The organism is Cecembia sp. (assembly GCF_007126775.1).
Lineage (GTDB): Bacteria > Bacteroidota > Bacteroidia > Cytophagales > Cyclobacteriaceae > Cecembia.
On sequence record NZ_SLAP01000132.1, the window covers coordinates 1 to 13,772 of the forward strand.

Here is a 13,772-nt window from a genome sequence, read left to right on the forward strand (position 1 = left end):
AAAAACGAAATATTTCAACCGGTTCAACCCGGAGATAAACTAAGGGCTTTTGTGAAGAAAAAAAGAGAGGATGGTAAATTGGATTTACAATTGCTTCCTCCCGGAAGAGTAAAGTATGAGGAAGGAGCCGAAAAAATTCTGGAAGTCTTAAAGGATAGGAAATTTTTGCCCCTTCACGATAAATCATCGCCAGAATCCATTAAAGAATTATTGGGAATGAGTAAAAAACACTTTAAACAATCCATTGGTCAACTTTATAAAGCAAAAAAAATACGTATACTGGATGATGGAATAGAATTGGTATAATCAAGGGCATGCCGAAAAAGTCAGATTTGCTCAAGATATGAGTTGAAAAAGTGAAGCTGAATAAATTTACCGAGAACTGAGGTCAATAAAGCAGCTTACCAGGAGCTGTAATTGATAAATCAAAAATATCAATCTGTTTTGTGTCTTTAATATGCCCTAATCCAATTCCAAAATGATATTGGGCGTGACACAAAGAACTGCCTTGTTTCTCTTTATCGCAATGGGGGCTTTGATTAAGTGTGGATACTTTGTCAAAATCACTAACCAACTCTCATCATCCCATGTTTTACCGGCTATTTTGGATTGATAATCCGGATGGGCTCTATTTAAGAGGTCTTTTGGACGAAGTTTTAATTTCTCTAAAATGGAGCGCCAACCAGTTAAAGTTATCCGCTCTTTCTCTATATTGATTTCATTGACGTGATTGGTTAGCAATCGGGTATATGCCCGCATTTGTTTATCCACATTGTGGGAAGGGTTATAATAAAAGATTAGCTCATTTGGGTGAAATTTCATGGTTATTTGGGTTTATTTCTTCTAGAATTTACAAAGCAAAAATCAAAATACCAAACTTTTCATTGAATTTTGTAATTATTACCTCATAATACTTATTTTAATAACGAATAAATGTTAGATAATTTTGAAAAAATAAGTAAATCAGAATATTCTTCTAATAAGAAAGTCTTATCTAAACTCAGGAATCTTAAGCCAAAAGTGCTTGATGAGGCTTTCTCTAATGCCCATGAAGAAAAGTTCAAGAAAATCGATTGTCTTGAATGCGCCAATTGTTGTAAAACGACAAGTCCGATTTTTATTAAAACTGATATAGAAAGACTGGCAAAAGTTTTCAAAATGAAGCCTTCTACATTTTTGGATACCTACCTTAGGTTGGACGAGGATGGGGATTATATTCTCCAATCAACCCCTTGTCCATTTTTAAATGCAGACAACACTTGTTTGGTCTATGAAGACAGGCCCAAGGCATGTCGGGAATATCCCCATACAAACAGGAAAAATATGCATGGTATTTTGAATTTGAGTCTAAAAAATACTTTGGTTTGCCCTGCTGTTCTTGAAATATTTAAAGACTTTCAGAAAGATTTTAGGAAGTAAACCAATCTCTTTTTTAATTTAGGGCTTTAAACCTATTTAGAAAATGACCATGCACAAAGAAGAAGAGTATTTTTTAGGGGTAGATGTGGGCGGAACACATCTGAAAATCGGTTTGGTAAGTAAAATGGGAGAGATTCTTTCTTTTGAAAAAATTGATACCGCACCCTACAGGGATGACCCAAAAGGATTTAACCATAAGTTTTTAGAAGGAATGGGAACCATTTTGGACAAATTTCCTGAGGTAAGAAAAGTTGGGATAGGTTTGCCTGGATTAATTTCCAAGGATAGGAAAACGCCACTGGAAATTCCTGCCATCCCGGCTTTGAATGCATTTCCACTGAAAGAAGAGTTAAAAAAACGGTACAAGCATATTTCATTTTTCATGGAAAATGATGCTGCGGCTGCTGCTTTAGGAGAATATAGATTTGGGAAAAACAATCCTCCAGAAAATTTTTTATTCATCACTATGGGTACTGGAATTGGCAGTGCACTTGTACTGGATGGGGATATATTCAAAGGATGCCGCGGAAATGCAATGGAAATGGGACATATGATGTCTAGGGGAAACCAAGAGTTGGAAGTTTTGATTGGCAGAAATGGAATTCTCAGGATATTGGACAGGTTTATTCAGGCATACCCAAGGTTAGTAGGAGACCTAGAGAATAAGGAGTTGGGCACGCACCTTTTGGTTGATACTGCTAAAGCAGGAAATGAAATTTCTTTAATGGTTTTTGAAGAAGTTGGAAGAATCTTAGGGGAGGCTATTGTGTCCACTATTCGTGTTCTAGATGTTACCAATGTCTATTTTGGTGGGGGCATTTCCGCAGGTTTGGAATTTATGATGCCGTCGATGGATAAAACCGTCCGACAATTTCTTACCCCCTATTACGTGAATGATCTGCACCTGATGAAGGCTACACTCGAAAATAATGCAGGTACTTTAGGTGCAGCAGCGCTTTGTTTCTTAGAGGATTAACGAGATTTCAATCTGCTTTCAACTCTAAATGACAGTGTTAAGTAAGGTTAGTCTTTTTGAAACATGTGTTTACTTTACCAGGTCAATTAGGGATCCAGTTTACTGATGGTTATTTCGCTGACCCTGCTGATGGCATTGAGCCGAAAAATAGCTTTCAAGGGCTCTTCTTCTATTGATTGCCCCTCACAGGAAGGTGATGGGTCTATAAAATAAATGAAAAAGGTCTGACTACGATCCGCCAGTTCTACTTTGTCAGGCCTGCCAAAAGTTTTGATCAATGCCTGGTTATTTTTTCCCAGGAATTCATTCTTGACCTCTCTGAATTTTTCTAGGTCATTGGCTCTTAGTCCCAAACAACCATTGCGGTCATTTTTCCAAATTTCGAAATCTATGCCTTCAATTCCCACTTTGGAAGAACATCGATAATTAGTCAATGCAAGCATCACCAAAAGTAGGGTGGAAATAGGGAATTTGGATGAGATAGATTTAAATATAATTTTCATAGGATAGTGCAAAGAAAGGAAGGAAAAATGAAGGATGAAATCAAAAGCTTGATATTTCGAATACAGGCATACCGTAAATAGGAAGAAACTTTTTTAAACTTTTCAATTTTCTTTTTTTAGTGCCCTTTAATTTAGTTGAACCGGTCATTTTCTGGTCTTTCTGCGGTGTGGAATTATTAACCATGATTAAAAAACCCAAATTCCTAAAAACAGTTTCAGTTTTGTGTCCTTTTTAATATTTATATTAGCGCCTTAAAATTAATTACCATGTATTACAGATTCGGAAAAGTATTTCATTTTATTTCAGTCCTTTTCTTTGTTTTTGCCTTCCTCTACATTTATGCTTCATTGCCTGACTTGGTGGCATATCAATTGAATGAATATGGCGTAGGAATAAAAATCGTCACCAAAAGCACCTTTTTTTACAGTGGGATCTTATTGTTTTTAATATTAAACGTTGTATTGGTAGTTCCCGCAAAACTCATTGAAAACCAAGGAACTACAAACATTAAACGTCTTTTTCCTATAGGAGATGTATTCAGAGATTACATGTTGACTTGGATATACAGTTTTATAGGAATCATCAACATTTCTCTTTGCATCTTGGGATTATTCGTACATAGTATCAATAACCAAAATGAAATTGCTACAGGAGAATTTACTTTCTTCTTTTACCTTGTACCAATATTTTTTGTAGTTTGGATTGGAGGATTATTTTGGATAATCTTTCAAAAATTCAAATCCCTTCAAGTGCAAGCTTGAGCGATAGTTTAAATAAAATAAGAAAAAAGATTAAATGGCAGAGAACGTTCAATATACCGAAGACAGTATCAAATCCCTTGATTGGAGAGAGCACATCCGTTTAAGACCTGGAATGTATATCGGAAAATTAGGTGATGGAAGTGCACAGGATGATGGTATATATGTTTTGGTCAAAGAAGTATTGGACAACAGCATCGATGAACACATGATGGGGTATGGGCGTACGATCGATGTCAAAATTTCCGAGCATAAAGTGGAAATAAGGGATTATGGTCGTGGTATTCCCTTGGGCAAAGTGATTGATTGTGTTTCCAAGATCAATACGGGTGGCAAATATGATTCCGGTGCTTTCCAGAAATCCGTTGGTCTTAACGGTGTAGGTACAAAAGCAGTGAATGCACTTTCTGAATACTTCAAAGTGCAATCTTACCGTGATGGGGAAACCAAAGTTGCCGAGTTCCAAAAAGGAATTCTTTTGGAAGAAAAAAAAGTGGAAAAGAGTTCTGAAAGAAATGGAACCAAGGTGATCTTTTCTCCTGATGCAACAGTTTTCAAAAACTACCATTTCATCCCGGAATACCTTGAAAATCAAATATGGAATTATGCTTTTTTGAATGCTGGACTTACCATCAATTTTAATGGGAAAAAGTTTTATTCAGAGAAGGGACTCTATGATCTTTTAATGCGAAAAGTGGATGAGGACAGCATTCGTTACCCCATTATCCACCTAAAAGGCAATGATATTGAAGTTGCCCTCACGCATTCCAACCAATATGGAGAAGAATACTATTCTTTTGTTAATGGGCAGTTTACCACACAGGGTGGTACCCACTTGGCCGCTTTTAGGGAAGCATTGGTCAGAACAATCAGGGAATTTTACAAAAAGGATTACGATGCTTCAGATATCAGGCAGTCAGTAGTAGGTGCCATTGCAGTAAGGGTTCAGGAGCCAGTATTTGAATCACAGACCAAAACCAAATTGGGATCCCAATCGGTAGGACCTGATGGGCCAACTTTAAGAACATTTGTAAACGATTTTATCAAAACAGAGCTTGACAATTACCTTCACAAAAATCCACAAGTTGCTGATGCCCTTTTAAAACGGATTCTCCAATCGGAAAGGGAAAGAAAAGAAATTTCAGGAATCAAAAAACTGGCCAATGAAAGGGCCAAAAAAGCCAATCTGCATAACAAAAAACTGAGAGATTGCAGGGTACATTACGATCAGCCAAAAGGAGATGAGGAAATGAAGAACAAAACCATGTTGTTTCTTACAGAAGGTGATTCTGCCTCCGGATCTATAACCAAGTCAAGAGATGTACAGACACAGGCTGTTTTTTCACTGCGGGGAAAGCCGCTGAATTGTTATGGAATGACAAAAAAGGTGGTTTATGAAAATGAGGAGTTCAATCTTTTGCAACATGCTTTAAACATAGAAGACGGCATTGAAGGATTAAGATACCGCAAAATTGTCATTGCCACTGATGCTGATGTGGATGGCATGCATATCCGGCTTTTGATCATGACTTATTTTCTTCAGTTTTTTCCGGATTTAGTCAAAAATGGGCATTTGTTTATCCTCGATACGCCATTGTTCAGGGTTAGAAATAAGAAAGAAACAATTTATTGTTACACCGATGAAGAAAGGCAAAGAGCCATCCATAAATTGGGTAAGTCCGCAGAAATAACCCGCTTCAAAGGATTAGGTGAAATATCACCTGATGAATTTGGAAAATTTATTGGAGAGGATATTCGGCTTGACCCCATCATCCTCAGTAAGGAAACAAAAATTGCTGATTTACTTAGCTTCTATATGGGCAAAAATACACCTGATAGGCAAAGCTTTATCATTGATAACCTAAAAATAGAAAAGGATATCATTTTTGATGACCCTGAGACGAAATCGGAAGAAGAAAAAGAAGAGGGAGTAGAGGCTGCTTAATAAAATATAAAAGTTGCCAATAATTGCCTTATTGAAATACTGATCATATTATTTGCTTTAAAGCACTAGTCTGGTGCGATAATAAGACTTATATAAAATAAATGAGCGAGAATAACCCCACCAATCCTGAAGGCAAAGAGGAAAGTTTACACGACTCGATTCCGGTAACGGGAATGTATAAAGACTGGTTTTTGGATTATGCATCTTATGTTATCCTGGAACGTGCGGTTCCTGCAATTGAGGATGGTCTCAAGCCCGTGCAGAGAAGAATCCTGCACGCTATGAAAGAAATGGACGATGGAAGGTTCAACAAGGTTGCCAATATCATAGGACAGTCCATGCAATACCATCCACATGGAGACGCCTCCATTGGAGACGCCATGGTCAATATGGGCCAAAAGGAATTGCTGATCGAAACACAGGGCAACTGGGGAGATATCCGGACAGGGGATTCGGCAGCTGCTGCAAGGTATATTGAGGCCAGGTTATCTAAGTTTGCATTGGAGGTGGTATTTAACCCACAAACCACAGAATGGCAACTCTCTTATGATGGAAGAAAAAGAGAACCGATCACCTTGCCTGTTAAATTCCCACTTCTTCTTGCTCAGGGTGTAGAAGGCATTGCAGTGGGTTTATCCACAAAAATATTACCTCACAATTTCTGTGAACTTATTGAGGGTTCCATTGCTATATTAAATGGAGAAAAAACCAATATCCTTCCAGATTTCCCTACCGGTGGGCTTGCTGATTTTTCTGAATACCATGAAGGACTCAGAGGAGGAAGAATCAAAGTTAGGGCAAGGATTGAAGAGGAAGACAATAAAACACTGTTAATCAAAGATATACCTTTTGGCACTACAACAAATTCTTTGATTGATTCTATCATAAAAGCCAACGATAAAGGTAAAATCAAAATCAAAAAAGTGGTAGATAATACCGCTAAAGATGTTGAAATTCAAATCCAATTGGCACCGGGGCAATCCCCAGATATGACCATTGACGCCCTTTATGCATTTACAGATTGTGAAGTAAGTATATCTCCCAATGCTTGCGTTATCATTGAAGAGAAACCGGTATTTATTTCTGTCAATGATATACTGGAATACAATACAAAGCAGACAAGGGCACTGCTAAAGCGGGAATTGGAAATCCGCAGGGCAGAATTGATGGAAAAACTCTTGTTTTCTTCCCTGGAGAAAATTTTTATTGAAAACAGAATTTATCGAGACATTGAGGAATGTGAGACTTGGGAGGCTGTGATACAGACCATTGATAAGGGGCTTGATCCTTTCAAACCAGACTTTTACAGAGAGATTACCACTGAAGATATTGTCCGATTGACAGAAATCAAGATCAAAAGAATTTCAAAATTTGATACTTTCAAGGCGGATGAACTGATGCGCAAGCTTCAAGATGAACTCAAAGAAGTCAATTACCACCTGAAGCACCTGACCGCCTATGCCATTAAATATTACGAAAACCTATTGATTAAATATGGTAAGGGAAGAGAAAGAAAGACAGAGATCAGGGCTTTTGATACCATTGAAGCCACTGTAGTTGCGGCTAATAATGCAAAGCTTTATGTCAATAGGGCCGATGGTTTTGTAGGTTATGGGCTTAAAAAAGATGAGTTTGTTTGTGATTGTTCTGATTTGGACGATATCATTGTTTTCCGGAGGGATGGTAAGTGTGTGGTTACCAAAATCCAGGAAAAAGGCTTTGTAGGTAAGGATATAATCCATGTCGCAGTTTTCAGGAAAGGGGACGAGCGCATGGTGTATAATTTGATTTATCTGGATGGGACTTCCGGCAAGGCCATGGTAAAGAGATTCCAGGTATTGGCGGTTACCAGAGACAGGGAATATGACCTGACAAAGGGGACCAAGGGCTCCAAAGTACTTTATATGACTGCCAATCCCAATGGTGAGGCAGAAATAATAACCGTGTACCTGACTCAAGGTGCAAAAGCAAGAATTAAAGTTTTTGATTTTGATTTCAGTACCATAGATATCAAAGGACGGAGTGCAGGAGGAAATATTTTGACAAAGTATCCTGTCAGAAAAATACAGCTTAAAATGGAAGGTGTTTCCACGCTTGGTGGGCTGGACATTTACTATGATGCATCTGTCGGAAGATTGAATACAGACCAAAGAGGAAAATTGATAGGAAATTTCCTAGGTGATGACAAAATCATTGTATTTTATAAATCAGGGGACTATGAATTGACCTCCTTTGAATTGACCAATAGGTACGAAGACAATCAAGTACTCCTGATCGAAAAGTTTGATTCCCAAAAGGTCGTTTCTCTCGTGTACTACGATGGTGGAAGTAAAAATTATTATGTAAAAAGGTTTTTGATCGAGACGAGTACGATGAACAAAAAGTTCAATGTAATTTCAGATCACAAAATGTCCCGATTGATTGTAGTTTCTACCGAAAAACAGCCACAGGTAAAAGTAAATGTGTCCAAAGGAAAAGAAAAAGAAGCGTTGGAATTTGATCTGGACATGCTGATGGATATAAAAGGTTGGAAAGCTATCGGCAACAAACTTACTTCTCATCAGGTACTTGATGTTAAACTGATTGATCAACAGAAAGCAGAGGATAATGAGGAAGGGGAGGAAGATATAGAAGTTGGTTCAACGGTCTCATTTAAACTCAAAAAAGACGACGAAGAACAGTTGGGTTTATTCTAGTAAAAAACACCAATGTTAAAGGCAGGTATTAGAAAAACCTGCCTTTTATCATGCTTTTAATTTTCGGTGATGAAAACAGGTGTGTTTTTAATTTCCTTCCAAAAGAGGATATTTCAATAACAAAGCTGTTAGTTTTTGTTCATTAAAAATCATTAATCTGGCTTTCAATTTCAGTTCTTTTGATATGAAAAAAAATTTCGTTTTGGCATTGTATTTGCCAATTTTTATTAATTAATTTTTGCTGTAAAGCAAGCTGTAAATCTGGTGTTTATAGAATTATTTTAAAGGAATTTGACGGAATTTTTGGTAAAAAATACCAATCGTAAATCTGGTAATCAGGATGAAAATAATCAAAGCAGGTCAATACAATGATTTGGTCAAAAAATATAGAAAAGTTGAACCTATTTCTTTGACTGATCATATCCAATTGAAGGGGGCAAAATCGAAAGACTATGCCAATAAAAGGTTATTGGAAATCAATGTGGGTTTGGAGCCATTTCAAGGAAATCTTTCTGAACGACAAGTAGCCCACCTTATCAAAAGGATCAGTTTTGGAGTGACTACTGCTGAAATCAATCGCTACAGGTCGCAGTCTATTGATCAGATTTTAGATCAGTTTTTACTTCCTGCTGGAAATTCTCCTGAACCAGTAAATAATTACAATAATGTAGGGGAAGGCAAGATCGACCCGGAAGTTCCAGAAGGGGAATCTTTTGTGCTCGCAGCCTTTGATGATGACATAGAAGGAGACAGAATAGTTTCGCTCAAAACCTGGATGATAGGAAGGGTTTTAAACTCCCAGGATACAGCACTAGAAAAAATGATTCTTTTTTGGTGGAATTTTTTACCTATCAAATTATGGGATGTGTTTATATCGAAAATAGGCTACCGCTATTTTAAAATGTTGGAGCGCAATGCTTTTGGTAATTTTAAGACACTTATCCGTGAATTGACTTTGGATCCGGGGATGCTGATTTTCCTTAGTGGGGCATTCAATAACCGAAATTCTCCTGACGAAAATTTTGCCAGAGAATTGCAAGAACTATTTTGTCTTGGAAGAGGAGAGGACTCAGGCTACACAGAAGAAGATATCAGAAATACAGCCAGAGTATTGACCGGCTGGACCATTGATTGGGAAACTGTTCATGAGACCGGAGAGCCACAATCTTATTTCAATCCAGAAGCCCATCATACCGGAGACAAGCAATTTTCAGCTTTTTATGGCAATAGACAAATTCGAGGAAGGGAAGGTGCTGCTGGTGCAGAGGAGTTAGATGAGCTATTGGATATGATTTTTGGCACCCAGGAATGTGCAAGACATTTAGCAAGAAAAATTTATGCGTTTTTTGTCACGACTGAGATTACCAATTTTGCAGAAATCAATGTGATCAGGCCTTTGGCCGATATCATTAGACAAAATGACTACAACATATATCCAGCATTAAGGACCCTTTTGAGGTCAGCACATTTTTATCATGAGCACATTATAGGCGTATCTATTAAAAATCCTTTTGATTTTACATTAGGCTTCTGGAAATCATTTGGAATGGAATTGGCGGCTTCTGCTCAGGAGGAAAGAGAAATGTACGAAGGGGTGCTATGGCAGATGGCGAATATCGGAATGGAGATGGGAGATCCACCGAATGTGGCAGGATGGCCACCGTATTACCAGGTCCCCATGTTGGACAAAATCTGGATCAATACGGATACAATAGCCCGAAGAGTATTTTTGACAGATTCCCTGGTATTTTGGGGGTATCGCCTTTCCAATCGCTCTATTATTACTGCAGATGTAATCAATTTTGTTGAAGGCCTGGGTAATCCAGAAAACCCTAATGATCTGATCAATGATTCTGCTTTGATTTTATTGGGTGTAAATCTAGGGCCTATACAATTTGAACAGGTGAAACAGGTATTGTTGTCCGGTCAGGAGCAAGATTATTATTGGACTGGAGCATGGCTAAGCTACCAAGCCAATAAAAATGACAGAGAAGCAAGAACTGTAGTTTTAAACCGGTTAAACCCGGCCTTTCAAATTCTTTTGCAAATGGCCGAAACCCAATTGATGTAAATTATGAAAAGGAGATCTTTTATAAAGCATGTAGCCCATAGTTTGGCCATCCCTGGACTGTTGGGAGGAATGGGTGCACCGGCCTTTGGCAGGGAAGTAGAGCGCTTACTGAACCTTGCAACCGAAACAGGAAGGGTATTGGTTTTGATTTATCTTGACGGCGGAAATGACGGATTGAATACAGTAGTTCCCTTATCAAATTACAGTGCCCTGCACAGTGTAAGGCCTCATGTGATTCTACCAGAGGATGAACTTCTGGAAATTCCTGATACAGATTTTGCATTTCATCCCGCATTGGAAGATTTGAAATCTTTATACACAGAAAGAAGGCTGCAAGTCATCCATTCTGTAGGCTATCCACAGCAGAACGGCTCGCATTTTAGATCTAAGGATATCTGGATGAGCGGCTCTGATTCAGATCAATTGCTAAATTCCGGGTGGACAGGTCGTTATTTAGAAAACGAGCATCCTGTATTTCCCGAAAATTACCCAAATGAGGAACACCCACATCCACTGGCCATTGAAATAGGACTAGGTGCTTCCATGCTCTTTCAGGGAGAGAAAATCGGCTTCAGTATGGTCATCAACAATGTCAATTCATTTTATGAGCTACTTGAAAATGAAGTGGATGAGGTACCAGATGGACCTGTAGGTGAGAAGATTCATTATATCCGCTTGATGGCCCAACAGTCTCAAAAATATGGGAGAATCGTCAAAGAGGCAGCTGAAAAAGTCACATTTCAGCGACCTTTTCCCGAAACCCGCTTGGGCAATCAAATGAAAATTGTATCCAGATTGATAGCAGGAGGCTTAAATACACCCCTCTATTTGGTAAGATTAGGAGGCTTTGATACCCATGATAATCAGGTAGATGGTGCTGACCATACCGTAGGCCGCCATACCAATAGGTTAAAAGATTTAAATGATTCGATCATGGCTTTTATGAAGGATCTGGAATACCATGGAACTGCAGATCAGGTGATGGGAATGACTTTTTCTGAGTTTGGAAGAAAGATAGTGTCCAATGCCAGTGGGGGAACAGATCATGGAGCTGCTGCACCAATGTTTGTTTTTGGAAATATGTCGGAAGGTACTTATTTGGGTGAGGCTCCAAGAATAACTGGTTCAGAAGTTTACAGAGATAATCTGCCCATGCAATTTGACTTCCGCCAGGTCTACACCTCATTGCTCAGTCAGTGGTTTGAATCTGACTCAAGCATTCCAATGATGTCCAAAAATGTATCCAGAAGGTTCGACCAAGTACCGGTAATCCGAAATACACTGACCAACCCGCTTTCTCCCATGGAGCGCTTGGATATTAGATTCTTTCCCAATCCAGTGATTGATTTTTCTACATTGAGTTTTAATGCCGATGGACCTGTAAAAGTAGACCTGATTGATGTCAATGGCAGGGTCTTGGGTAACTTGCATGATGGAGATGCACCTGGTAGGCCATTTAATTTGATTGTAGACATGTCTACTTACGCACCGGGAAGATATATTATACAGATACTGACCACACAGATAAGAAAAACTGTCCACGTAATTAAGGTTTGATTAAAACTTTTATTTTCAAAGAAATTTAGTTATATTCTCAGGTATAGGAATCATTTTGACCATACCATGAAAAAACTGTTGAAAATCATTTTATCTATTAACGCCTTTATTCTCGATATCCCTGCCATCGCACAAATGCAGGAGAATATTCCAAGACCCTCAGATCCCTTGGATTTATCAGATACCACTACACTGGTGATTTTTATTATCATACCTTTAGTCATATTGCTTGCCTATTTCATCTTTAGAAAAAGAATACAGCGCATAAGACAGGAAAGGATAGATAGACAAAAAGAGGAAGAAAAAAAAGAAAAAGGCTAATTTACTGACTATACCAATTCCCTTAAATCGACAGGAACAACTCTTGAAATACCCGCTTCAATCATGGTTATGCCATAAATAATATCAGTACTTGCCATGGTCCTTTTATTATGGGTAACAATGATAAATTGGGATTCCTTAGAGAAGGTTTGAATGATATTATTGAACTTATCGATATTGGCATCATCCAATGGTGCATCCACTTCATCAAAGATACAGAAGGGGGCAGGTTTTAGTAAGTAAATAGCAAAGAGTAGGGAAGTAGCTGTCAAAGTTTTTTCCCCTCCTGAAAGTTGGTTGATGGTCAATGGCCTTTTACCTTTTGGTTTGGCCATTATTTCAATAGGACTCTCCAAGGGATTCTCTGGATCAACTAATTTCAGATCACAGTCATCCTCGGCAGTAAAAAGAGATCGGAATACTTTCACGAAATTCTCTTTTATTTTGCCAAATGCATCCAAAAATGTTGTCTTGGCCACCTGATCGATCTCCTGAATGGTTTCTATCAGAGAGTTCTTTGCCTTGACCAAATCCTCTTTTTGGTCAGTGATGAATGTATGTCGCTCCTTAATTTCCTCATATGCTTCCATAGCCATGGGGTTAATCGGGCCTATTCGCTCCAACCTTTCTTTGGATTTTGTTACAATATCCCTTATTTCAGATTCGGACATTCCAAAATAAGCCTCGTCCAATTCAGGACTATTTTCCATTAATTGGTCCAGATCAATCTCAAATTCCACGCTAAGCCGTTCCTTTAATCCCGTCATTTTAAGTTTCACCTCATTGACAGATTGTTGCATTTCCTGAATCAGACTGTCCAAGGCTTCTTTCGATTTCTGAAGTAATCTTATTTCCTTGTCTGTTTCATCAATACCGCCCCTGCTAGCATAATATTCTTTTTCCGCCTCGTTGACTCCCCTTTCAATCCCTTCTTTTTCCGAATACAACTCGATCAGCTCATCATCTTTAATTTCATTGTTCTCTAAAAGAGCCTTGATTTCGGAATCGATTCCTCCCAATTCCTGTTGGGATTTCTCTATGCGTTCTTTGGAACTTTCAAAGGCAGATTGTTTGAATTCTATTTCCTGTTGTAGGGAATTTACCCTGTTCAATTGCTGGTGATAACTTATATTTTCTTGGTTAAATACCGAAGATCTTTGACTCAAACTTTCGCTTTCGGTCTGTAATTGGCTATTGATTTCTTCCAATTCCAGTTCCAAATGCTCGAAATCTCCTCTGATTTCCTGCAATTCCGGTAAAATAGCTGCAAGTGAAATCTGTAGATTGTCTATCCTTTCCAGTATATCTTCCCGTTTGTTGGCATTGGAGGAAAGCAGTTCACTGAGCTGTTCTTTTTTTGTTCGTATGGATACATATTCCTGATTGATATCATTGATTTCCTGTTGTTGGCTTTCTATATCAGCCCTGTAGGAAACCTCTTTTAACTTGAGAAGATCACTGACCTTTCCATCCAGATTAGACCTTTTTGTACTCAGTTTTTTATTCAGCTCTTTTATTTCTTTTT

At 38.2% G+C, this 13,772-nt stretch carries 10 protein-coding genes and 2 pseudogenes; 9 read left to right on the top strand and 3 right to left on the bottom strand.

Annotated elements, in window-relative coordinates; genetic code table 11:
* Nucleotides 1–306 (top strand): annotated as a pseudogene (locus tag QZT73_RS08980) (RNA-binding protein); the annotation flags it as partial.
* A 156-nt stretch (nt 307–462) separates the two neighbouring features.
* Here QZT73_RS08980 and QZT73_RS08985 read toward each other — a convergent pair.
* Complete coding sequence (locus QZT73_RS08985) at nt 463–822, bottom strand: glutaredoxin (protein WP_291787716.1); 360 nt, start codon at nt 820–822, stop codon at nt 463–465.
* Between the two features lie 111 nt (nt 823–933).
* On the opposite strand from QZT73_RS08985, the gene QZT73_RS08990 reads away from it, so the two are divergent.
* Together QZT73_RS08990 and QZT73_RS08995 are read left to right on the top strand one after the other, a co-directional pair.
* The gene (locus QZT73_RS08990) at nt 934–1,419 is read left to right on the top strand and encodes a YkgJ family cysteine cluster protein (protein WP_291787717.1); all 486 of its coding nucleotides are present in this window, start codon (nt 934–936) and stop codon (nt 1,417–1,419) included.
* A gap of 49 nt (nt 1,420–1,468) precedes the next feature.
* Complete coding sequence (locus QZT73_RS08995) at nt 1,469–2,395, top strand: ROK family protein (protein WP_291787727.1); 927 nt, start codon at nt 1,469–1,471, stop codon at nt 2,393–2,395.
* An 86-nt stretch (nt 2,396–2,481) separates the two neighbouring features.
* Here QZT73_RS08995 and QZT73_RS09000 read toward each other — a convergent pair whose 3' ends face one another.
* Nucleotides 2,482–2,898, bottom strand: coding sequence for a hypothetical protein (locus tag QZT73_RS09000; protein WP_291787720.1), 417 nt, complete (start codon nt 2,896–2,898; stop codon nt 2,482–2,484).
* Nucleotides 2,899–3,165: 267 nt separating this feature from the next.
* On the opposite strand from QZT73_RS09000, the gene QZT73_RS09005 reads away from it, so the two are divergent.
* The 6 genes from QZT73_RS09005 (at nt 3,166) to QZT73_RS09030 (ending at nt 12,247) form a co-directional block, all read left to right on the top strand.
* Nucleotides 3,166–3,660: a DNA topoisomerase IV gene (locus QZT73_RS09005; RefSeq protein WP_291787721.1), complete on the top strand. Its 495-nt coding sequence runs from the start codon at nt 3,166–3,168 to the stop codon at nt 3,658–3,660.
* A gap of 34 nt (nt 3,661–3,694) precedes the next feature.
* A complete protein-coding gene (locus QZT73_RS09010) occupies nt 3,695–5,602 on the top strand; it encodes a DNA topoisomerase IV subunit B (protein ID WP_291787722.1) in 1,908 nt (635 codons plus the stop codon).
* Nucleotides 5,603–5,703: 101 nt separating this feature from the next.
* The gene (locus QZT73_RS09015) at nt 5,704–8,298 is read left to right on the top strand and encodes a DNA gyrase/topoisomerase IV subunit A (protein ID WP_291787723.1); all 2,595 of its coding nucleotides are present in this window, start codon (nt 5,704–5,706) and stop codon (nt 8,296–8,298) included.
* Between the two features lie 340 nt (nt 8,299–8,638).
* Nucleotides 8,639–10,369, top strand: a complete 1,731-nt coding sequence (locus QZT73_RS09020) for a DUF1800 family protein (protein WP_291778311.1) — start codon at nt 8,639–8,641, stop codon at nt 10,367–10,369.
* A gap of 3 nt (nt 10,370–10,372) precedes the next feature.
* Complete coding sequence (locus QZT73_RS09025; RefSeq protein WP_291787725.1) at nt 10,373–11,926, top strand: DUF1501 domain-containing protein; 1,554 nt, start codon at nt 10,373–10,375, stop codon at nt 11,924–11,926.
* Nucleotides 11,927–11,992: 66 nt separating this feature from the next.
* Nucleotides 11,993–12,247, top strand: a complete 255-nt coding sequence (locus tag QZT73_RS09030) for a hypothetical protein (protein WP_291778318.1) — start codon at nt 11,993–11,995, stop codon at nt 12,245–12,247.
* A gap of 8 nt (nt 12,248–12,255) precedes the next feature.
* Here the strand turns inward: QZT73_RS09030 and QZT73_RS09035 are convergent.
* Nucleotides 12,256–13,772, bottom strand: a pseudogene (locus tag QZT73_RS09035) (chromosome segregation protein SMC); the annotation flags it as partial.

Excerpts from the sequence above, each read along its gene's own strand:
- QZT73_RS08985 (WP_291787716.1), bottom strand. The coding sequence starts at position 822 with ATGAAATTTCACCCAAATGAGCTAATCTTTTATTATAACCCTTCCCAC.
- QZT73_RS08990 (WP_291787717.1), top strand. The coding sequence starts at position 934 with ATGTTAGATAATTTTGAAAAAATAAGTAAATCAGAATATTCTTCTAAT.
- QZT73_RS08995 (WP_291787727.1), top strand. The coding sequence starts at position 1,469 with ATGCACAAAGAAGAAGAGTATTTTTTAGGGGTAGATGTGGGCGGAACA.
- QZT73_RS09000 (WP_291787720.1), bottom strand. The coding sequence starts at position 2,898 with ATGAAAATTATATTTAAATCTATCTCATCCAAATTCCCTATTTCCACC.
- QZT73_RS09005 (WP_291787721.1), top strand. The coding sequence starts at position 3,166 with ATGTATTACAGATTCGGAAAAGTATTTCATTTTATTTCAGTCCTTTTC.
- QZT73_RS09010 (WP_291787722.1), top strand. The coding sequence starts at position 3,695 with ATGGCAGAGAACGTTCAATATACCGAAGACAGTATCAAATCCCTTGAT.
- QZT73_RS09015 (WP_291787723.1), top strand. The coding sequence starts at position 5,704 with ATGAGCGAGAATAACCCCACCAATCCTGAAGGCAAAGAGGAAAGTTTA.
- QZT73_RS09020 (WP_291778311.1), top strand. The coding sequence starts at position 8,639 with ATGAAAATAATCAAAGCAGGTCAATACAATGATTTGGTCAAAAAATAT.
- QZT73_RS09025 (WP_291787725.1), top strand. The coding sequence starts at position 10,373 with ATGAAAAGGAGATCTTTTATAAAGCATGTAGCCCATAGTTTGGCCATC.
- QZT73_RS09030 (WP_291778318.1), top strand. The coding sequence starts at position 11,993 with ATGAAAAAACTGTTGAAAATCATTTTATCTATTAACGCCTTTATTCTC.